Source organism: Peptacetobacter sp., from assembly GCF_029264495.1.
Taxonomy (GTDB): domain Bacteria; phylum Bacillota; class Clostridia; order Peptostreptococcales; family Peptostreptococcaceae; genus Peptacetobacter.
Window position 1 is genome coordinate 1 of the sequence record NZ_JARIBH010000023.1, and the last position, 21,339, is coordinate 21,339.

A 21,339-nucleotide genomic window follows, 5' to 3' on the forward strand; every position below is an offset into this window, starting at 1 on the left:
TATAACTTATTTACATCAAGCCATATTCATTATTTTATATAATTTTACTACTGATTCACAGTGTGGAGTATTTGGGAACATATCCATACATTTAACTTTTTCTGGAATATATCCATATCCAATAAAATCTTTTAAATCATCAACTAGTGTTTTAGGATTACAAGAAATATAAACTATTTCTTTAGCACCAAAATCACATATATCTTTTATAGCCTGTTTATGTATACCTGGTCTTGGTGGGTCTACTATTATAAGATCTGGTTTTACATCTAGATTTTTAACAGTATCTTTAACATCTCCAGCTATAAATTCACAGTTATCAAGTCCGTTTAATTTAGCATTTTCATTAGCTGCAACAACAGCCTCTTCTATTATTTCTATTCCATAAACTTTTTTAGCTTTTTCTGCCATAAGCTGTCCAATAGAACCTGTTCCACTGTATAAATCGAAAACAACTTTATTAGAATGATCTCCTATAAACTCTCTTGCTATAGTATAAAGTTGTTCAGCTCCTTTTGTATTTGTCTGGAAGAATGAGAATGGAGATATTTTAAATTTAAGACCTAATATCTCTTCATGAATATAATCTACGCCATAAAGTACTCTCATTTCATCACATTGTACTGCATCTGCAAGTCCATCATTTATAGTGTGAAGTATACTAACAACATTTCCTTTTAGTTCAAGAGTTTTTATCATATCTGCAAATTTTGACATATCAAAATCATATTGAGATGATGTAACTATATTTACCATTATCTCGTCTGTATGTATACCCTTTCTAACTACTAAATTTCTTAAGTATCCTTCATGATTTACAACCCTATAATATGGTAATTCTGTATTTTGGAAAAATCCTAATGATTCTTTTAATATAGTATTAAAATCAGAGTCAACTAGCATACATCCGTCTACTGTTTGTATATCTATATGTCTGCCTTTTTTGTGAAGTCCAAGTGTAAGTGGTCCTCCTTTTACTTCATCTCCAAAAGTGTATTCCATTTTATTTCTATATTCTGTATTATTAGGACTTCCTTGAACTCCTAAAAATTCAAATCCTTTTATTCCAGCATCTTTAAATAAGTCTAAAACCTGTTCTTCTTTTATTTCAAGTTGTTTTTTATAATCAACTGAAAGCATTGTACAACCTCCACAACCTTCAAAATGTGGACATACATCTGCTGTTTCTATAGGTGATTTTTCTAAAAGTTCTACTAGTTTTACATCTGCTTTTCCTCTTCCTGTTCTCTTTACAGCAGCTTTAACCTTTTGACCTTTTATACCACCTTTCATTTTTATTCTTCTATCTTCATATTGGCTTATACTAACTCCGCCAAATTCCATTTTACCAATTTCAAATTCGATTATATCTCTCTTTTTCACATTTGCCTCCTATTTTATATTTTTAATCTATATTACTCAATATTATATTATCGCATTAATTGTATTTTAAAAATTTATTCTCTAACTTCTATTAATTTAACTTCCTCATCTGTAAGCTCTCTATACTCACCAAGTTCCAAAGATTCATCTAATTTTAAAGCTCCCATAGAAAGTCTTTTTAAATATACCACTTTCTTTTCAACACTTTCAAACATTCTTTTTACTTGATGGAATTTTCCTTCATGTATAGTAAGTTCTATCTCAGATATATCATCCGATTTTAATATAACAAGTTCTGATGGCATAGTTTTGTATCCATCATCTAATATAACACCCTCTTTAAAAGCCTTTATATCATCTTGTGTTACTTTGCCATCTATCTTAGCATAATAAGTCTTAGGAACATGTTTTTTAGGCGATAATACCCTATGAGAAAGCTGTCCATCGTTTGTTAATACAAGAAGCCCTTCAGTATCTTTATCTAACCTCCCTACAGGAAATGGCTCAAATACTAAATACTCATCATCTATTAAATCAAGCACTATTGGATCGTGCTTATCAAACGTTGCAGAAATATATCCGTCTGGTTTATTCATCATTAAGTATATAAATTCTCTGTAGTTTATCTTTTCTCCGTTGAACAATATTTCATCTATATCAGTATCTACTTGAAGCCCAGGATTAGAAACTGCTTTTCCATTTACAAAAACAAGACCTTGCTTACAGAATTTTTTTATCTCTGTTCTACTTCCATAGCCTAAATTAGATAGTACTTTATCTACTCTTTGCTTTTTAGCCAAATTATTCCCCCCCTTTAAAATTTTTATTTATGTCATAATATATTAATATTATCATTTTTTATTCATAATTAACAGAAAAAATATATCCTTTTTGTAATCAAAATATTTATCATAAATTGATTTTTATTATTATTTTTATATTTTTATATAATTTTTTCTTTATGCAATTTTTATACAATGCCAATAATATTAAAAATTTAAATTTTTTCAAAAAGAAAATGTTTACAAATAACAGTTTTTCAATTTTCTATATACCTTTTTTGTTTTTATTTGTATAATATATATGATGGATAAATTTTTAAAAGTTTATAGGAGGATTTAAAAATGGCTTTAATTACTACTAAAGAAATGTTTAAAAAAGCTTATGAAGGCGGATATGCTATAGGTGCATTCAACATAAGTGACTTAGAACAGTTACAGGGTGTTTTACAGGGAGCAAAAGCTAAAAATTCATATGTTATGATACAGGCTTCTAAATCAGCTATACAGTATGCTGGACCTCATACATTAGTTGAAATGGTAAAAGCTGCATCTGATGAAATAGGTGTAGATGTTGCTCTTCACTTAGATCACGGTCCAAATTTCGAAGCTGTTAAATCATGTATAGATGCTGGATTTACTTCAGTTATGATAGATGGTTCTCACTTTGATTTTGAAGAAAATGTAAGAGTTACTAAAGAAGTTGTTGACTACGCTCATGAAAGAGGAGTAGTTGTAGAAGCTGAACTTGGTGTTTTAGCTGGTGTAGAAGATGAAGTTAGTTCAGATGTACACAAATACACTGATCCAGATGAAGCTGTTGAATTCGTTGAAAGAACAGGAGTTGACTCATTAGCTATAGCTATAGGTACTTCTCATGGTGCTTTCAAATTCAAAGGTGAAGCTGAATTAAAATTCGATATATTAGAAGAAATACAGAATAAATTACCTGGTTTCCCAATAGTACTTCACGGTGCTTCTGCAGTTGATCAGGAATCTGTTGCTACTTGTAATAAATTCGGTGGAGATATAGCTGGTGCTAAAGGTGTTCCAGTTGATATGTTAAGAAAAGCATCTTCAATGGCTGTTTGTAAAATAAACATGGATACTGACTTAAGATTAGCTATGACTGCTGCAATAAGAAAATACTTAGCTGAAAACCCATCTCAGTTCGACCCAAGAAAATACATAGGTGCTGGTAAAGATGCTATACAGGCTGTTGTAGAAAGCAAAATAGATGAAGTTTTAGGTTCAGAAAACTCTATAAACTAATTATAATTTGATTATTTGAAAGTGTGATTTTTTATCACACTTTCTTTTTTTACTTGACATATTTAAAATTTAGGTATATTATTTCTATAATCTATAAAATAATACTTAAAATAAAGGAAGGAGTGATTGCGCTATGTGTTGTTGTTGTTTTATAACTTCAAAAAAATTAAATAGAAATATTTTATGTAGCGAGATTGTAACTTCTTCTAAGAGACAGTATTAATTTTTGTAATATTTTTAATTATAACTAAATATAGATATTTTTAAGCTGTTTTCATAAAATAATGCTTGTAATAATGAATTAATAAAATTTTACTTTCATCCCCTTTAGATTAATTTAATTCTAATTATTACAAGTTCTCTATGAAAATAGCTTTTTGTTTTTTATATGTACATTTCATATATAATTTAAATTTTCATTCAAAATACAGTTCTAGAATTTTATCAAAATATACATTTATTTCTATTTATAATTTCAAAATATATTAAAATCTTAAAATTTAATAACTTTTATTGGTATCTAAATTTGTACTCATTTGTTTAGTATAAATTTATTGTTTACAATCATAATTTTATCAAAAAAAATAAATCATTATATATGGAGGTCTTTTATGATATACGACAAAATAACACAAACTGTAGGAAATACCCCTATTCTTAGATTTAAAGAATTTGAATCTGATGATAGTGCTGAAATATATGGTAAACTAGAATTTTTTAATCCAGCAGGCTCTGTCAAAGATAGAGTTGCTGTCTATATAATTGAAAAATTACTATCAGATGGAAGTTTAAAAGCAGGTGACACGATAATAGAAGCCACTAGTGGAAATACAGGAATTGGAATTGCAATGGCTGCATCTGCCAATAATCTAAATTCTATAATTGTTATGCCTGATAATATGAGCATTGAAAGACAAAAAATTTTGAAAGCCTATGGTGCACAAGTAATTTTAACACCTAGTAAATATGGTATGTCTGGTTCAATAAAAAAAGCTAAGGATTTGATTGCTAATAATGGTTATAAGATGTTAAATCAATTTAATAATGAACTCAATTCATATGCACATTCAAATACTACAGCTTTAGAGATAATAAATGATTTTGATACATTAGATGCTTTTGTAGCTGGTGTTGGAACAGGAGGTACTTTAACTGGTAACGCTCGCAAATTAAAAACTCATTTTAATAATATTGAAATCATAGCTGTTGAACCTGATAAATCTGCTGTTCTTTCAGGTAAAAATCCTAATTCTCACAAAATACAAGGTATCGGAGCTGGTTTTATTCCACCTATTTTAGATACAAATCTAATTGATAATATTGAATTAGTATCTTCTAATGAAGCATACTCGAGTGCTATAAATTCATCTTTGAAAATGGGGGTACTTTTAGGAATATCTGGAGGTGCTTCTCTTACAGCAGCTATAAAAACAGCAAAACGACTTGGTAAAGGCAAAAAAGTATTGTTTATAGTTCCTGATAATGGGGAGAGATATTTGTCTACTGATTTATATGAATAATTTAACTAATACTTTTAAGTAATTAAATCTTTTGGAGGTAATTTATGAATGCTTTTAAAAATATTATAGATACATATAAACTTCAAGACCCTGCAGCAACAAATGCTTTTAGTATAATAATTAATTATCCTGGAATACATGCTATATTTTTTCATAGAATAGCTCATTTTATAAACAAAATAGGATTAAAATTTTTAGCTAGATTTGTATCTCAATTATCTAGATTTTTAACTGGTATAGAAATACATCCTGGTGCTACTATAGGAAAAAGGCTTTTTATTGATCATGGTAATGGAATAGTTATAGGTGAAACAGCAGAAATTGGAGATGATGTTGTTATATTTCATCAAGTTACACTTGGAGGTACTGGTCATGATAAGGGTAAAAGGCATCCTACTATAGAAAATGGAGTTACTATATCTACTGGTGCTAAAGTTTTAGGCAATATACGTATTGGGTCGAATTCAAAAATAGGTGCTAATGCTGTAGTTTTAAAAAATGTTCCTAAAAACTCAACTGTTGTTGGAATCCCCGCTAAAGTTGTTAAATTAAACGGAGAAAAAGTAAATATCTCTTTATAAAACTTATACTTTTATTTAAAAACATTAATAACAATTTATCTATAAATTATATTTTATAATTATTCTAGTCTATATCTTTTAGATAATTATTGTTAATTTTTAGATTTATTATACTTTTTTTGTTTTCATTTTTATAAAAATATATATATTTTTTTGTATATTATATATATTTTTTTATTTAAAAGAAATTATATAGTTGATATTTACTTATATAATTTATATATTTTATAACTTTTATAGAAAAAGTTTTCATACTATGTTATAATGTTAAATAATTAATTATTGTATTTATATATTTTTTCTATAAATACAAATATATTACAAAAAAAATTTATTTTGTTGTAACTTTAAAAGGAGATTTCTTATGAATTTATATCATCTTAAATATTTTGTTACATTAGCTCATCTTGAGCATTATACTAAAGCTGCTGAGCAACTTTCTATAACACAACCTAGTCTTAGTCATGCGATATCATCTTTAGAAAAAGAGATTAATATCCGTCTATTCGAAAAAGAAGGAAGAAATATTGTTCTTACTAGGGCAGGCAAAAAATTTTTAATAGATATAGAAAAAGCTTTATCTCTTATCGATGATAGTATAAACTCTATTCACCTTTCTGAAATTGGAGAAGGTTGTATTGATATAGCGTTCCATAAAAATATGTCATCATCATTCATTCCAGATATTGCAAGAAAGTTCTTAGATATGCATACGGATAAAAAAATAGATTTTAAATTTCATTATAATGCTAATTCTACTGAAGAATTAATAGATGGATTGAATTCTAAAAATTTTGATTTTATATTTTGTTCTAAATGTATAAACGAAAAAAATATAGAATATATACCCGTTTTTAAACAAAAACCAATTTTATTAGTTTCAGAAAATCATCCTCTTTCTCAAAAAGAATGCGTCTGTATGGATGATATATTGAAATATAATTTAATTGTTTATACTAAAAATCAAACTCTTTTAGAAAAATTATCGTATTATTTTGATAAAAAGGAAAATATAGTTAATATAGCATATAAAACAGATGATATAAATGTAATAACACCTTTAGTTTCTGGAGATTTTGGAGTTTCAATAGTTCCTGAAAATAATTCAATAAATTTAAAAGGTGTTAAATCAATTGAAATTTCTGATTTAGATTGGGAAAACATAATATTTATGGCTTATTTAAAAACATCTTATGAAATTCCACTTATAAATGAATTTAAATTGTTTATAGAAAAAAATACTAATAATTTATAATTTATATATTACTTAGCTTTTAACAGGACTCTTTAATTTATCTGTCGTTATTTAAATCACTTTGTAGAGTTCTTAAAAAAGGGATTGGATAAAACTCCTATTATCCAATCCCTTTTTATATTTAAGATTTATACATTTATTTCACTATCTACATCTTTATCGTCCTTATATCTATCTAAAACTGGATTAACTTCATTTTTTATAAATTCATCTACTTGCATAGGAGCACATCCTACATATTTTTCTGGTTTAAGTATTTCATTTAATTCTTCAAGAGTAACTCCAAACATATCATCTTTTGCAATTCTCTCTATTAAATCATTTTTCTTTCCTTCTACTTTAACCATTTTACCAGCTTCTAATGAATGTAATCTTATTCTTTCATGTAAATCTTGTCTATTTCCACCTTTTCTAACGGCATCCATCATTATATTCTCAGTTGCCATAAATGGAAGTTCACTCATTAATCTCTGTTCTATAACTTTAGGATAAACAACTAATCCATCTGCAACATTGAAATATAGACTAAGGATACTATCTACTGCAAGAAATGCTTCTGGTATACTTATTCTTTTATTTGCTGAATCATCAAGAGTTCTTTCAAACCATTGAGTTGCCGTAGTTATAGCTGGATTTAATGCATCTACCATTACATATCTAGATAAAGCTGCTATTCTTTCACTTCTCATTGGATTTCTTTTATATGCCATTGCTGATGAGCCTATTTGTTTCTTTTCAAAAGGTTCTTCTATTTCTTTTAAGTGTTGTAATAGTCTTATATCATTTGAAAATTTTGTAGCTGATTGAGCGATTCCTGATAATATATTAAGAACTTTGCTATCTATTTTTCTAGTATATGTCTGTCCTGAAACAGCTATAGCCTTATCGTATCCCATTTTTTCAACTATTTTTTTATCAAGTTCTTTTACTTTTTCATAGTCTCCTTCAAATAATTCAAGGAATGATGCTTGAGTACCTGTAGTTCCTTTTGAACCAAGAAGTCTCTTATCTGATAAGAAATGTTCTATTTCTTCTAAATCATATAATAAATCTTGTATCCATAATGTAGCCCTTTTACCTACAGTAGTAGGCTGAGCTGGTTGGAAGTGTGTAAATCCTAAAGTTGGAAGAGATTTATATTCATCAGCAAATTTTGCAAGTGCTTTTATAGTCATTACTAGTTTTGTTCTTACAAGTTGCATCCCTTCATACATTAATATTAAATCTGTATTATCTCCAACATAACAAGAAGTTGCTCCTAAATGTATTATTCCAGCTGCTTTTGGGCATTGTTGTCCATAAGCATACACATGAGACATTACATCGTGTCTAACTTCTTTTTCTCTAGCTACTGCTACATCATAATTTATATCATCTTTATGTGATTTTAATTCATCTATTTGTTCCTTAGTTATTTCTAATCCTAATTCCATTTCAGATTCAGCTAAAGCTATCCATAATTTTCTCCATGTACGGAATTTCTTGTCATTAGAAAAATTTTGTTTCATTTCTTTACTTGCATAACGTGAAGTTAATGGTGACTGATATATTTCGTTCATAATATCCTCCGTTTTTATTTATTTTTAAAATAGAAACTACATAGATGCTTAGTCCTAAAAACTCTCATCTATGTAGTTTTCAATTCTTTTAATATTTTATTTGTATATTGAATTTATGTCTACAAGTCTTGTATTTTCTTCAGAATAATGACTTAATAAACTTTCTGCTAAGGCATTTGCTGTATCTATTGAAGTTAAACAAGGTACTGAATAATCTATTGCTTTTCTTCTTATTTTAACACTATCTCTTGTAGGTATTCTTCCTTTTGATGAAGTAGATATTACATATTTAACTTTTCCAGTTTCGATAAGCTCACTTGTAGTATTTTTATCTGATTCATGAATTTTGTTAACTATTGCTATATCCATTCCTTCTTTTTTAAGTACTTCTGCAGTTCCTTTTGTAGCATATAATTTAAATCCTAATCTTTCAAATTTTTCTGCTACTTCGGCTATTTCTGCTTTATCACTATCTTTAACAGATATAAATACTCCACCATCTTTTTCCATATGGTATCCTGCTGCTGCTAATCCTTTAAATACTGCTTCTTTTAAATTTCTACCTATACCTAAAACTTCTCCTGTAGATTTCATTTCAGGTCCTAAGTGTACATCTAAATCTATTAATTTTTCGAATGAGAATACAGGTACTTTTGCTGCAAAATATTTTTGTCCTTTGAATAAACCTGTTCCATATCCCATATCTTTTATTTTTTCTCCTAACATAGCTCTTACAGCTAGTTCAACCATAGGTACTCCTGATATTTTACTTAAATATGGTATTGTACGTGAAGATCTTGGATTAACTTCTATTACATATATTTTTCCATCATATATAACATATTGTATATTTACAAGACCTTTAGTTTTTAAAGATACTGCTAGTTGTTTTGAGTATTCAACTATTTTTTCTTTTAATTTTTCACTAATATTCCATGAAGGACAAACAGCTATAGAGTCTCCTGAGTGAACTCCTGCTCTTTCTATATGTTCCATTATCCCTGGAATTAATATTTCTTCTCCATCACATATAGCGTCTACTTCAACTTCGACACCCATCATATATTTGTCTATTAATATAGGGTTATCTTTTTTATTAGATTTTAAAATTATTTCCATATATTCTTTTATATCATCATCGCCAAATGCAATTATCATATTTTGTCCACCAAGTACATACGATGGTCTCATTAATACTGGATATCCTAATTCATTTGCAGCTTTTAATGCTTCTTCTTCTGTAAGAACTGTATGTCCTTGAGGTCTTTTTATATGTAAAGATTCTAATAATTCATCAAATCTTTCTCTATCTTCTGCCATATCTATGCTTTCCGCACTAGATCCTATGACATTTATTCCTTGACTTTCTAGGAACTTAGTTAAGTTTATAGCTGTCTGTCCTCCAAATGCTACTACTACTCCATATGGTTTTTCAGTATTCATAACATTCATTACATCTTCTGGTGTAAGTGGTTCAAAATAAAGTCTATCAGCTGTATCAAAGTCAGTTGATACTGTTTCTGGGTTATTATTTATTATAACAACATCGAATCCTGCTTTTTTAAGAGCCCATACACAATGTACTGCTGAATAATCAAATTCTATACCTTGACCTATTCTTATAGGCCCTGAACCTATTACTACTACTGTTTTTCTTTCTCTTATTCCTGTTCTTTCTATAAATTCATCTGCTTCATTAATTTCATCACAGCAACTATAGAAATATGGTGTTTCAGCTTTAAACTCTCCAGCACAAGTATCTACCATTTTAAATGAAGCTGGTGCTGAATAATTTACTTTTTCCCCACTTATTCTTTCTATTGTAGAATCAAGGAAACCATATTTTTTTGCTAATTTATAAGTAGATTCATCTATATTTCCTTTTTCTATTTTAACTTCTAATTCTGCTATATTTTTCATTTTATATAAGAACCAGTTGTCTACTTTTGTTATTTCATGTATATCTTCACAAGCAACTCCTCTTTTTAATGCTTCGTATATTACAAATACTCTTTCATCATTACATACATGAAGTGCTTTTTTTATTTCATCATCTGTATATTTAGCTACTTTTGGTAAAGTACAACAATCTGTTTTATTTTCAGATCCCCTTACTGCTTTCATAAGAGCTGTTTCAAAGTTTTGACCTATCGCCATTACTTCTCCTGTTGCTTTCATCTGTGTTCCTAATTCTCTTTTTGCATATACAAATTTATCAAATGGCCATTTAGGGAATTTAACTACAACATAATCAAGAGCTGGCTCAAAGCAAGCATATGTTTTTTTAGTTATTTCATTTTTTATTTCATCTAATCTATATCCTAATGCTATTTTTGCTGCAACTTTTGCTATTGGATATCCTGTAGCTTTAGATGCAAGAGCTGATGATCTAGAAACCCTTGGATTTACTTCTATTACTGCATATTCATCACTATTTGGATTTAGTGCAAACTGACAGTTACATCCACCTTCAACACCCATTGAATCAACTATTTTTATAGCTGCTGTTCTAAGCATTTGGTATTCTTTGTCTGCAAGTGTTACTGCTGGAGCTATTACTATACTATCTCCTGTATGTACTCCAACTGGGTCAAAGTTTTCCATTGAACAAACAGTTATAGAATTTCCTGCTCCATCTCTTACAACTTCAAATTCTATTTCTTTCCAACCAGATATACATTTTTCTACTAATATCTGTGTTATTGGTGATAATCTTAGTCCATTTTCTGCTATCTTTTTAAATTCTTCTTCAGTGTATGCGATTCCACCACCGCTTCCACCTAAAGTAAATGCTGGTCTAACTATTACTGGATATCCTATTTTTCTTGCAAATTCAACTGCAGAATCTAAATCTTCTACTATTTCTGAAGGTATTACTGGTTGTCCAATTTCTATCATAGTATCTTTGAACATCTGTCTATCTTCTGCTTTGTCTATTGTTTCAGGGTCAGCACCTAAAAGTCTAACTCCCATTTCATCTAAATATCCTTCTTTTGCTAACTGCATTGAAAGTGTTAATGCAGTTTGTCCACCTAATGTAGATAATATACTATCAGGTCTTTCTTTCTCTATTATTCTCTTAAGAGTAGCTACAGTAAGCGGTTCTATATATATCTTGTCCGCCATAGTATTATCTGTCATTATTGTCGCTGGATTTGAGTTTACAAGTATTACTTCTTTTCCATCTTCCTTTAATGCTTGACAAGCTTGTGTTCCTGAATAATCGAATTCTGCTGCCTGTCCTATAACTATTGGACCTGATCCTATTAAAAGTACTTTTTTTATATCATTATTTTTAGGCATTATATTTCTACTCCTTCCATTAAGCTTATAAATCTATCAAATAAATATGCTGTATCTTGTGGGCCACCACATGCTTCTGGATGGAACTGTACAGAAAATACTGGCATATCAGTGTATTTTATACCTTCACAAGTATCATCATTTACATTAGTGAATAGTAATTCTGCATTTTGAGGTAATTTTTCATTACTTACTGCATATCCATGATTTTGGCTTGATACATATATTCTTCCTGTAGTAAGATCTTTAACTGGTTGGTTTCCACCTCTATGTCCATATTTTAATTTTTCAGTTGTTCCTCCCTGAGAAAGAGCTAAAAGCTGATGACCTAAACATATTCCAAATGTAGGAATATTAGCCTTACATAGTTCTTTCAATTCAGATATTATTTTTACATTATCTTTTGGATCTCCAGGTCCATTTGATAACATTATTCCATCTGGATTTAGTGATTTTATTTCTTCAGCTGTTGTAGATGCTGGTACAGTTGTTACATTACAACCTCTTTTTAATAATTCTCTTCTTATATTTCTTTTTGCACCAAAATCCCATAATACTACATTATATTTTCCATTTTCTACTTTATCAGTAAATGTTTTATCACAAGTTACTGCTTCTACCATATCAAAATATTCAACTTCTATTTTTTCGTCTTTATTTATAGGTTCAGAAGTTATTTTAGCTTTCATAGTACCATGTTCTCTAAGTATTCTTGTTAATTCTCTAGTATCTATTCCATATACTCCTGGTATATCTTTCTTTTTAAGATATTCATCTATTGTTCCTCCACATCTGTAATTAGATGGATTTTCACAATATTCCCTAACAACATATGCTTTTACAAAAGATGAATCACTTTCTGCATCTTCTTCTATAATTCCATAATTTCCTATTAGTGGAAATGTTTGAACTACTATCTGACCACAATAACTAGGGTCTGTTAATGTTTCAAGATATCCTGTCATACCAGTAGTAAATACTATTTCACCTGTTATTTCTTTTTCCCGTCCAAAAGATTTTCCTTCGAAAATTCTTCCATTTTCAAGAATTAAGTTTACTTTCTTATCCAATGTTAATTCCTCCTTTTTTTACTCAAACTGTGTTTTACTATAATTATCTATAATAAGCGGATAATTTCCATCAAAACATCCTGTACAGAACTCTCTTTTACTATTCTTACAAGCATTTTTTAATCCTTCTATACTTATAAATCCTAATGAATCCGCTCCTATACTTTTTCTTATTTCATCTAATGTCATCTTATTGGCAATTAAATTTTCTTCATTATCTATATCTGTACCAAAGTTACAAGTATGTTTAAACATTGGAGAAGATACTAACATGTGTACTTCCTTAGCTCCTGCCTGTCTTACATTTTGTATTATCTTAGCACTTGTAGTACCTCTGACAATAGAATCATCGATTAATATAACCCTCTTATTCTTTAAATTACTTGCAAGAGGATTTAACTTTAACTTAACTGCTTTTTCTCTCTGTTCTTGAGTTGGAAATATAAAACTTCTTCCTATATATCTATTTTTTACAAACCCAAACTCAAATGGTATATTACTTTCTTTTGAATATCCAATAGCAGCTTCTATTCCACTGTCTGGTACTCCACATACTACATCTGCATCTATTTTGAATTGCTTTGCAAGTTCTTTTCCCATATTTATTCTAGCATCATATACATTTAAATTATCTATATTTGAGTCAGTTCTAGCAAAATACACATATTCAAATATGCAAGATCCCTTTTTTTCTTTTTCTAAAATTATTTTACTTTCTATAGAGAGGTCTTCATTTATTATGACCATCTCTCCTGGTTCTACATCTCTTACTAACTCATAGTTTACGCTGTCAAAAGCACAACTTTCTGATGATACAGCAATTCCATTTTTACCTTTTCCTATACATAAAGGTCTAAATCCCCAACCATCTCTTATAGCTATTAATTTATTTTCAGATGTCATTATAACTAATGAAAAAGCTCCTTTTAGTCTGTTGACAGATTTTATTATAGCTTTTATCTCATCTTCTTCTGTAAGCATTTCAAAAGCTATGAGTTTTGCTATAGATTCACTATCATTTGTCGATCTGAATATACAGCCTTTTGATTCAAGCTCTTTTCTTATTTCCATGGAATTTACTATATTACCATTATGTGCTACTGCCAATCTTCCCCTTAAATACTCTGCCAATATTGGCTGGGTATTTGATTTTGAATTAGATCCTGTTGTAGAATATCTAACATGACCGATTGAAACTTCTGCACTTCCTAAATCATTTATATCTTTATGAGAAAAAACTTCATTTACTAATCCTTTATTTTTAAATAAATTTATTTTTTCTCCTATTAATGATGCTATTCCTGCACCTTCTTGCCCTCTGTGTTGAAGTGCCATTAGTGCAGAGTGTGTCATTGTCGCAGAATCATTATCCTTTGTTCTTATTCCAAAAACTCCACATTCTTCTCTTAATTTTTCTAACATTTAATATTCCTCTTTTATATAACCTTATTTATAAAATCATACATTTTTATAAATTCCACAATAATTTCTTTTAAATACGGGATACGAACTATAAAAATATATAGAACATATCCCGCACTTTTAAATCTTTTAGTCAGTGCAATTATTAGTCTGGTATAACTATATATTCTTCTCTTTCAGCACCAACTGAAACATATTTTATTTTACAACCTACAGCTTTTTCTATATATTTTACATATTCTATAGCTGCTTTTGGTAATTCTTCTAATTTTCTACAACCAGATATATCTTCATGCCATCCTTCAACATATTCATAAACTGGTTTAGCATTATCTAATTTTTCTCCTATTGGGAAAACATCTAATTCTTTTCCATCTACAGTATATCCAGTACAAACTGGTATTTTATCCATATATGAAAGAACATCTAATTTAGTTAAAGCAATTTCATCTGCTCCTTGCATTCTTACCCCATATTTTGATGCTAAAACATCAAATCCACCAACTCTTCTTGGTCTACCTGTAGCTGCTCCATATTCATTTCCAGCTTTTCTTAAATGTTCTGCATCATCTCCAAATAATTCAGCTGTAAAAGGTCCTTCTCCTACACAAGTTGAATATGCTTTCATTATACCTACAGTTAAATCTAATTTTCTGTTTGGTACACCAGCACCTATTGGAGCATAAGAAGCTATTGTTGATGAAGAAGATGTAAATGGATATATACCGAAATCTATATCTCTTAATGCACCTAACTGTGCTTCAAACATTACATTTTTACCTTTTTCTGCAGCTTCATTTATGAAAAGACCTGTATCACATATATAATCTTTTAATTCATATCCGTACTCTTTTATCCATGCAAAAATTTCTTCAGCATCTAATTTTTCTGCTCCGTATCCTTTTTCTATGAAAAGATTTTTCCAATTAACTATACCTTCTATTTTTGATTTTAGAGATTCTTCACTATCTAATAAATCTCCCATTCTTATACCTTTTTTCATGTATTTATCTCCATATACAGGAGCTATGCCTCTTCTTGTTGATCCATATTTTGCATCTTTTAATCTTTCTTCTTCTAGACAGTCTTGTTGTACATGATAAGGTGTACAAATTATTGCTCTATCACTTATTTTTAAGTTCTCTGGAGTTATTTTTATTCCAGCTTCTCTTAATCTTCCCATTTCTCCATGAAGATGTTTTAAATCTATTACAACACCGTTCCCCATAACATTTACAACATCTTCTCTTAAAATTCCAGATGGAAGTAAATTAAGTACAAACTTACCTTTTTCATTTATTACTGTATGTCCCGCATTGTTTCCACCCTGATATCTTACAACTACATCGTAATCTTCAGAAAGTAGGTCTACCATTCTACCTTTTCCTTCGTCTCCCCAGTTTATTCCTGTTATTGCTGTTAACATATTCACCAATCCTTCCTATCGCTTTTTCGATAATAATTGTATTTACTATTTTTTATAATATTTCCGTACAATCTAAAATTTACAAATATTATTTTAAGAAAATAAATATATTTGATAAATTCCCTCAAAAAAAGTGTTTACCAAAGATAAGTATAAACATTATTCTTTAAATTAGAAAAACACCTCTCTTTCTTTGATAAACACCCTCCTATTTAAATACATATTATTATATCATTCATTTTACTTATCTGTCAATCTAGGGAAATTGTTTACTAAATCTTTATTTACATTATATCTAAATTTATTTAAAGAATCTTATTATTTGCTTTTTAAAATCAAATTATTTTTTAATAATTTATAATATTATTTATAATTAACAATTCTATATAGTTAGAATTATCGATATTATTTATACAAAAAAAGAATATTGAATTTTAATTTCAATATTCTTTATAATCTATATTAAATTTTATAATCTCTATTATTAATTATTAACTTTAACTATAAAATTTAGATGCTCCTAAAAGCCGTCTTTTTCCCAATATTTGAGCTATACTATTTAATTTTTTTATTTCTATCTTTTTAAATGCTACTATAAATATAAATTTAAAATCATCAAAATCCTGATTTATACTATATATATTAAAATTGCATCTTACATCATCAAATCCATATTTTTCTTGTATTTCAGCTTCTATATCATCAGAAAATCCTTTTATATAATCTCTAACATCTTCATAAAACATATCAAAATACCCATCATCTACTTCTTCTCCAAGGGCTTCTATTAATGCCTCTAAATCATACTTTGCTGAAAATAATTCTTTTGATAATTGACAATCAAATACTAATATATCTTCTTCATTTATAGTATCAGAAATATCTTGACAATTTTCTATATCATCACTAGCTTCAAGTAAAATTTTTATATCTCTGCTTTTCACATCTATTTTTTTTCTATTACTATGTAGTTTTAAAGAAACCATTTTTATCCCCCTATTTCAGTCTATCAAAAATAATTTTTTCTATATCTATCCAATTTTTTACTCTTGATACATTTTTGCAATCTAAGTTTTTATTGTAATTTGTATCAATTAATAAAACTTCTATCCCCTTTTCAGAAATATCTTTAGCATTTTTAGGATCATCTTCAATAAAAATATCACATCCTAGTTCAAGAGCTTTTCCACTTTTTTTAACTGGCCCTAACATATATATATTATCTGTATTTATCCCGTATTTTTTAAACCACTTTTTAGTTATCTCTTTTAAGCATTCTCTTCTAGCTGTAATAAAATATATATCTATTTCTTTTACTTTTTCAAATTTTTTTATAACATCTATTGAAAAATCTATTGGCTCTGCTAATTCATATGTATAACTATATTTTTCATCAAAGTTTTCATAAAAATCTCCATCTACCTTACCATATAATTTTTCCCAATCTAAAGTATTATATTCTTCTTTTGTTATATTTTTTTTGAAAATATCATTCAAAAATGGTATAAATCCATAAGGATCTGTTACCGTTCCATCTATATCTATGCCTATTTTTATACCCATTTTTATTCTAATTTACACCTTCTTATAAACTTAATCCATTACTTTAACTGGTATGAAATCTATATAATCAGCTGATACCAAATTATATTCTATTCCATTTCTTTCTCCTTTAAGTCCCATTTTAAAAGATTCTTCTCCATGTAAATGACCATAATATACTTTTTCAACTCCATATTTTTCATATAACTCTGTAAATAATGAAGAATCCATTGAATCATTTGTAGGTGGATAATGAGTGATAACTATTATTTTTTCATATCCAGCTTTTTTTGCTTCTTTTAATGATATTTCTATTCTTATCACTTCTCTTTTATAAATTTTTTCATCTTCTTCTGTAAATTTATAATTATTTGGACAAATCCAACCTCTTCCTCCACATATAGCATAATCTTTATATGTGCAAAATTCAGTGTGCATAAATTTCATATCATCATACATTTTATTCATCTTTGTAACTGTTGTCCACCAATAATCATGATTTCCTTTGATAAAATACTTTTTACCAGGAAGATTGTGAATGATATCAAAATCTGATTGTGCATCTTTCATTTTTGTTCCCCAAGATACATCACCTAACACCAATACAACATCTTCTTTATCTACTATTTTTTCCCAATTATATTTTATTTTTTCATCATGATTTTCCCATTTTTTTCCAAAAATATCCATAGGTTTATCTACAGAAGACGATAAATGTAAATCTCCTATCGCATATAAACTCATATAAATCTATTCCTTTATTTTATGATTTTTTATTTCTTCTATTTTTTCACCGATTTCTTTTTTTATTTCTAGTACTTGATTTACATCTTGCATTGAATTCTGAATCATATCTAATTTTCTTTGATATTGAATAGCACTATTTGTGTATCCTAGTTCTCTTACTTCTTGTATTCTATCAAGTACATCTTTAACAGCTAATTCTCTCATTTGATACATTGATTGGGCATTCATAATATCCTCTCTTATTTCACCCATTTCTTGATCTAAAAGAAAGGCTGCATCTGCTGCTCTTCTAAGTCTTACTGCTAGAGTATCTGGTATATAATGTTCATACTTATATTTTAATGAATGTTCTATTGTAGCCCAAAAATTCATTGCAAGTGTTCTTATCTGTATTTCACAAATTACTTCCTTAGATCCATTTACTGTATTAATCGGATATTTTATTATTACATGATAACTTCTATATCCACTTTCTTTATAATTTTTAATATAATCTTTTTCATTTATAATAGTCATATCTGTTCTATTTTTTATAAGTTCTACTATAGTGTATATATCTTCAACAAATTGACACATTATTCTTATTCCTGCTATATCTTCTATTTCAGCTTCTATATCTGTTGCATTTAATTTTTTTGCTTTTGCAACTATAGACGCAATTTTTTTTGTTCTTCCTGTTACAAATTCAATTGGAGAATAATCCCCTCTTTCAAGAAATTCTTTTCTTATGTTTTTAAATTTAACTTTTAATTCTTCTACTGCATTATTGTAAGGAGCTAGTATTGTTTTCCATTCTTCATACTGCATATTTTTACCTCCTTTTCAAAATTTTCCATTGTATATTTTAACATACTTTAAGATAAATTTTTCTAAAATCTATATTTCTTTTGAAAAATATAATAATTCACCAGATTCTATAATATAATCAATTTCTTTTCTATCCATCAAATATGTTATAAGTGAAACAAGAGACGCTTTAAAGAAATGATATTCTTTATAATTGCATTTAAGTTTATTTTCATTTATAATATTTTTCAAAATTTTTTCGTATCCTAATTTTTCTTTTGTCAGCATATTTTTTACTTGATTTATATATTTTATTATACTCATTCTATTTTTTTCTATTAGTATCTTAGATTCTTCTTTTGTTATTATTTTTTTAGAATGACCCAAAACTATCTTATCATAACTTATTGATTCTATTTTTTCAAGAGAATCCAAATATTTTTCTATATCAAAAGTAAATAGAAAGTCAAACTTTTCAATCATTTCATTTCCTATTAATAAATCCCCTACAAAGAATATATTATCTGGAGTTATAAAACCTACACTTCCTTCAGTATGTCCTTTTAAATCTATCACTCTTATTTCATTTTCATTTAGTTTTCTTCCATTATCCTTTAGATTTTTTCCTGTATCTAAGTTTAGTATTCCTTCTGATAAAATCATATCGACTTTTGTTATGTCTTTTTCTGTAAGTTTAGATGATTTTATCATAATATCAGAACTATTTCCTCCCATTATATATGTAGGAAACAATATTGGATTTTCTATATATAACTTTGCATATTCAGAAGATGCATTTATTATAGCTTTTTCTTTATCTTTTAATTGTCCACATCCACCATAGTGATCATCGTGTTCATGTGTATTTAGTATATATTTTGCTTTAAATCCCATACTTTCTAATTTATTCAATATTCTTTTAGGTCTAGCTCCTGCTAATCCAGGATCTATGATTACAGCATTATTATTATATGTATATATTCCTGTATTTGTACCACCTTTTATAAAATATGTATTTTTAGCTATTTTTTCCATTATATCACTCTTTTTCTAGTTAATTATTTTGTTGTAATTATATATTAATTTTTTCATTGTTTATAGATACAATTTTTTTTATTCTTTTAAGAACTTTTTCCCCTTTATCAAAATCTTGAGAAATTTTTATTTTTATATTATACGCTGTATCTGTAAAAAATAATGAATCTATAAAATATTCAACAACTCCTCTATCTCTAAAATCTATGTTTATCATTCCTTTTGAGTATATCTGAGAATCTAATATCATTATTTGATCTAGATATGATAATCTTTCTTCTTTTAGAAGTCTTTTTCCATTTTTAGGTAAAAACTTTTCACAATATTCTATTCTATATTCTACAACATCTTCACTTATCTCAAATCCATATCTAGATTTCATTAAATTCCTATAATCTCTATTTTTTTCTTTTATAGAATCTAGATTTGTATTGTAATCATTTTTATACCAATGACCAAATAATCTACAATTTAATGGTCTAACTTCATATATAGAACACATATTATTATTATCTAAAAATGGACATGATTTTTTTTCTTTATATTCCATAAAATAATAATCTAATACCTTATCTATATATTTTATATACATATTTGGTCTTTCTTCTAGATATTTATATATATTTAAAAATTCAGTTAAGTTTATACCTACTGATTCCATACAACATTTAGCACAACCTTCGCATTTTCCAGATGGAACAGTTTCATATATTTGGTTTAGTTTTTCAAATATATTGTTTTTTTTGGCATAATCTATAGATTTTTTTATTTCATCTTTTTTTATACTCGCCATGTTTCTTCTCCTTTATAACATTTAATTCTTTTATTTTAACATATATAAAAATCTAATTCATCTTATTGTTAATATATAATTCTTTTATATGTTTTATTTTATAATAATTAATATAATGTATTTGACGATTTTATTTTTATTGATAGATTTTATTCTTTTTCGTATAATTATATTATTAAAAAAGTATTTAATACTTTACTATAAATTTTAAAATAGGAGGATATTATGAATAGATACACAAAATATATAAATATGATGGGAAGTTATTATACTAAAGATTTTGAAAAAGAAAAGAAAAACATAGTAAAAGTAAGAGAAGTTAAGGAAGAAACTGTTAGAAAATTCTTCTTACAGGGTGATTGTGAAGTTCTTGTAGTTTTTGAAGATACTGGTAAAGAAATTTTAATAGATGATTTTTCACCAGAAGATGAAATCAAAAAGTACTTAGGAGCTAAATTCCTAAAAAAAAGATAGGTGATTTTATGATTTATAATATAGGTCAACTTACCTTGGACTCAGATTTTGAATTTCGAGTTATTAGAGAAAGTGAAGAAGATATTGATATTTTTATTGATATTAACTATAGAAGTCTTGATATTGATGCTGTAGATAGTAAAATGTTTTATTCTAGAATCCAATTTCCTTTTGTAAGAGCTATAATACTTAGAATCGATAAATTTGGAAATATTATGACTGTTCATTTACTTAGAAATATAGATTTATTATCTGCATTTGCTAATTTTGAAATAGATTTTTCGCATTCTACTATAGCTATAAAAAATGAATATGAAAAAGTAACATTTAATAGAATCTTTAATCCATTATAAAAAGAGCCATTGTATTTTACAACGGCTCTTTTTTTAGGC

Annotated in this window: 19 protein-coding genes; 6 read left to right on the plus strand and 13 right to left on the minus strand. The window is 27.5% G+C overall.

Translation table 11 applies throughout. From position 1 onward, the window contains the following. Positions 1–15: 15 nt before the first annotated feature. Positions 16–1,383 carry a 23S rRNA (uracil(1939)-C(5))-methyltransferase RlmD gene (gene rlmD / locus Q1J78_RS02305; RefSeq protein ID WP_300277495.1) on the minus strand — a complete coding sequence of 456 codons (1,368 nt, stop codon included), beginning with the start codon at positions 1,381–1,383 and terminating at the stop codon, positions 16–18. A 74-nt stretch (positions 1,384–1,457) separates the two neighbouring features. Then, complete coding sequence (locus Q1J78_RS02310) at positions 1,458–2,183, minus strand: pseudouridine synthase (protein ID WP_300277498.1); 726 nt, start codon at positions 2,181–2,183, stop codon at positions 1,458–1,460. 324 nt (positions 2,184–2,507) lie between these two features. On the opposite strand from Q1J78_RS02310, the gene fba reads away from it, so the two are divergent. The 4 genes from fba (at position 2,508) to Q1J78_RS02330 (ending at position 6,790) form a co-directional block, all read left to right on the plus strand. Next, positions 2,508–3,434 (plus strand): class II fructose-1,6-bisphosphate aldolase, encoded by a 927-nt coding sequence (gene fba / locus Q1J78_RS02315; RefSeq protein ID WP_300277501.1) that lies wholly within the window; start codon positions 2,508–2,510, stop codon positions 3,432–3,434. 611 nt (positions 3,435–4,045) lie between these two features. Beyond that, positions 4,046–4,954, plus strand: a complete 909-nt coding sequence (gene cysK / locus Q1J78_RS02320) for a cysteine synthase A (RefSeq protein ID WP_300277504.1) — start codon at positions 4,046–4,048, stop codon at positions 4,952–4,954. Between the two features lie 44 nt (positions 4,955–4,998). Beyond that, a complete protein-coding gene (epsC, locus tag Q1J78_RS02325) occupies positions 4,999–5,535 on the plus strand; it encodes a serine O-acetyltransferase EpsC (RefSeq protein ID WP_300277507.1) in 537 nt (178 codons plus the stop codon). Between the two features lie 364 nt (positions 5,536–5,899). After that, the gene (locus tag Q1J78_RS02330) at positions 5,900–6,790 is read left to right on the plus strand and encodes a LysR family transcriptional regulator (protein ID WP_300277510.1); all 891 of its coding nucleotides are present in this window, start codon (positions 5,900–5,902) and stop codon (positions 6,788–6,790) included. A gap of 128 nt (positions 6,791–6,918) precedes the next feature. Here the strand turns inward: Q1J78_RS02330 and purB are convergent, their stop codons facing one another. The 11 genes from purB to Q1J78_RS02385 all read right to left on the minus strand — a co-directional run bounded on the left by purB (position 6,919) and on the right by Q1J78_RS02385 (position 20,473). Further along, positions 6,919–8,349 carry an adenylosuccinate lyase gene (gene purB, locus Q1J78_RS02335; protein WP_300277513.1) on the minus strand — a complete coding sequence of 477 codons (1,431 nt, stop codon included), beginning with the start codon at positions 8,347–8,349 and terminating at the stop codon, positions 6,919–6,921. Positions 8,350–8,445: 96 nt separating this feature from the next. Next, positions 8,446–11,652 carry a carbamoyl-phosphate synthase large subunit gene (gene carB / locus Q1J78_RS02340; protein ID WP_300277516.1) on the minus strand — a complete coding sequence of 1,069 codons (3,207 nt, stop codon included), beginning with the start codon at positions 11,650–11,652 and terminating at the stop codon, positions 8,446–8,448. Continuing rightward, positions 11,652–12,722 carry a carbamoyl phosphate synthase small subunit gene (locus Q1J78_RS02345; RefSeq protein WP_300277519.1) on the minus strand — a complete coding sequence of 357 codons (1,071 nt, stop codon included), beginning with the start codon at positions 12,720–12,722 and terminating at the stop codon, positions 11,652–11,654. Before Q1J78_RS02345 ends, carB begins: the two co-directional genes overlap by 1 nt. 18 nt (positions 12,723–12,740) lie before the next feature. Next, positions 12,741–14,144 (minus strand): amidophosphoribosyltransferase, encoded by a 1,404-nt coding sequence (purF, locus tag Q1J78_RS02350; protein WP_300277522.1) that lies wholly within the window; start codon positions 14,142–14,144, stop codon positions 12,741–12,743. A 145-nt stretch (positions 14,145–14,289) separates the two neighbouring features. Continuing rightward, entirely contained in the window at positions 14,290–15,570 is a 1,281-nt protein-coding gene (locus Q1J78_RS02355) for an adenylosuccinate synthase (RefSeq protein ID WP_300277525.1), read from the minus strand. A 497-nt stretch (positions 15,571–16,067) separates the two neighbouring features. Beyond that, entirely contained in the window at positions 16,068–16,556 is a 489-nt protein-coding gene (locus Q1J78_RS02360; RefSeq protein WP_300277528.1) for a hypothetical protein, read from the minus strand. A gap of 10 nt (positions 16,557–16,566) precedes the next feature. Further along, positions 16,567–17,133, minus strand: a complete 567-nt coding sequence (locus Q1J78_RS02365) for a 5' nucleotidase, NT5C type (protein WP_300277530.1) — start codon at positions 17,131–17,133, stop codon at positions 16,567–16,569. A gap of 30 nt (positions 17,134–17,163) precedes the next feature. Next, positions 17,164–17,856, minus strand: coding sequence for a metallophosphoesterase (locus tag Q1J78_RS02370; protein WP_300277533.1), 693 nt, complete (start codon positions 17,854–17,856; stop codon positions 17,164–17,166). A 6-nt stretch (positions 17,857–17,862) separates the two neighbouring features. Then, on the minus strand, positions 17,863–18,666 hold the full coding sequence (yjbM, locus tag Q1J78_RS02375; RefSeq protein ID WP_300277536.1) for a GTP diphosphokinase: 804 nt from the start codon (positions 18,664–18,666) through the stop codon (positions 17,863–17,865). A gap of 69 nt (positions 18,667–18,735) precedes the next feature. Beyond that, on the minus strand, positions 18,736–19,680 hold the full coding sequence (locus Q1J78_RS02380; protein WP_300277539.1) for an MBL fold metallo-hydrolase: 945 nt from the start codon (positions 19,678–19,680) through the stop codon (positions 18,736–18,738). Between the two features lie 37 nt (positions 19,681–19,717). Beyond that, positions 19,718–20,473, minus strand: a complete 756-nt coding sequence (locus Q1J78_RS02385; RefSeq protein ID WP_300277542.1) for a YkgJ family cysteine cluster protein — start codon at positions 20,471–20,473, stop codon at positions 19,718–19,720. Between the two features lie 225 nt (positions 20,474–20,698). Between Q1J78_RS02385 and Q1J78_RS02390 the strand changes: the two genes are divergently transcribed. Together Q1J78_RS02390 and Q1J78_RS02395 are read left to right on the plus strand one after the other, a co-directional pair. Beyond that, positions 20,699–20,947, plus strand: coding sequence for a hypothetical protein (locus Q1J78_RS02390; RefSeq protein WP_300277545.1), 249 nt, complete (start codon positions 20,699–20,701; stop codon positions 20,945–20,947). Positions 20,948–20,955: 8 nt separating this feature from the next. Next, positions 20,956–21,300, plus strand: a complete 345-nt coding sequence (locus Q1J78_RS02395; RefSeq protein ID WP_300277548.1) for a hypothetical protein — start codon at positions 20,956–20,958, stop codon at positions 21,298–21,300. Positions 21,301–21,339 lie beyond the last annotated feature (39 nt).

Coding starts and splice junctions, on each gene's coding strand:
- fba (WP_300277501.1), top strand. CDS start 2,508: ATGGCTTTAATTACTACTAAAGAAATGTTTAAAAAAGCTTATGAAGGC.
- cysK (WP_300277504.1), top strand. CDS start 4,046: ATGATATACGACAAAATAACACAAACTGTAGGAAATACCCCTATTCTT.
- epsC (WP_300277507.1), top strand. CDS start 4,999: ATGAATGCTTTTAAAAATATTATAGATACATATAAACTTCAAGACCCT.
- Q1J78_RS02330 (WP_300277510.1), top strand. CDS start 5,900: ATGAATTTATATCATCTTAAATATTTTGTTACATTAGCTCATCTTGAG.
- purB (WP_300277513.1), bottom strand. CDS start 8,349: ATGAACGAAATATATCAGTCACCATTAACTTCACGTTATGCAAGTAAA.
- carB (WP_300277516.1), bottom strand. CDS start 11,652: ATGCCTAAAAATAATGATATAAAAAAAGTACTTTTAATAGGATCAGGT.
- purF (WP_300277522.1), bottom strand. CDS start 14,144: ATGTTAGAAAAATTAAGAGAAGAATGTGGAGTTTTTGGAATAAGAACA.
- Q1J78_RS02355 (WP_300277525.1), bottom strand. CDS start 15,570: ATGTTAACAGCAATAACAGGAATAAACTGGGGAGACGAAGGAAAAGGT.
- Q1J78_RS02360 (WP_300277528.1), bottom strand. CDS start 16,556: ATGGTTTCTTTAAAACTACATAGTAATAGAAAAAAAATAGATGTGAAA.
- Q1J78_RS02365 (WP_300277530.1), bottom strand. CDS start 17,133: ATGGGTATAAAAATAGGCATAGATATAGATGGAACGGTAACAGATCCT.
- Q1J78_RS02370 (WP_300277533.1), bottom strand. CDS start 17,856: ATGAGTTTATATGCGATAGGAGATTTACATTTATCGTCTTCTGTAGAT.
- yjbM (WP_300277536.1), bottom strand. CDS start 18,666: ATGCAGTATGAAGAATGGAAAACAATACTAGCTCCTTACAATAATGCA.
- Q1J78_RS02380 (WP_300277539.1), bottom strand. CDS start 19,680: ATGGAAAAAATAGCTAAAAATACATATTTTATAAAAGGTGGTACAAAT.
- Q1J78_RS02385 (WP_300277542.1), bottom strand. CDS start 20,473: ATGGCGAGTATAAAAAAAGATGAAATAAAAAAATCTATAGATTATGCC.
- Q1J78_RS02390 (WP_300277545.1), top strand. CDS start 20,699: ATGAATAGATACACAAAATATATAAATATGATGGGAAGTTATTATACT.
- Q1J78_RS02395 (WP_300277548.1), top strand. CDS start 20,956: ATGATTTATAATATAGGTCAACTTACCTTGGACTCAGATTTTGAATTT.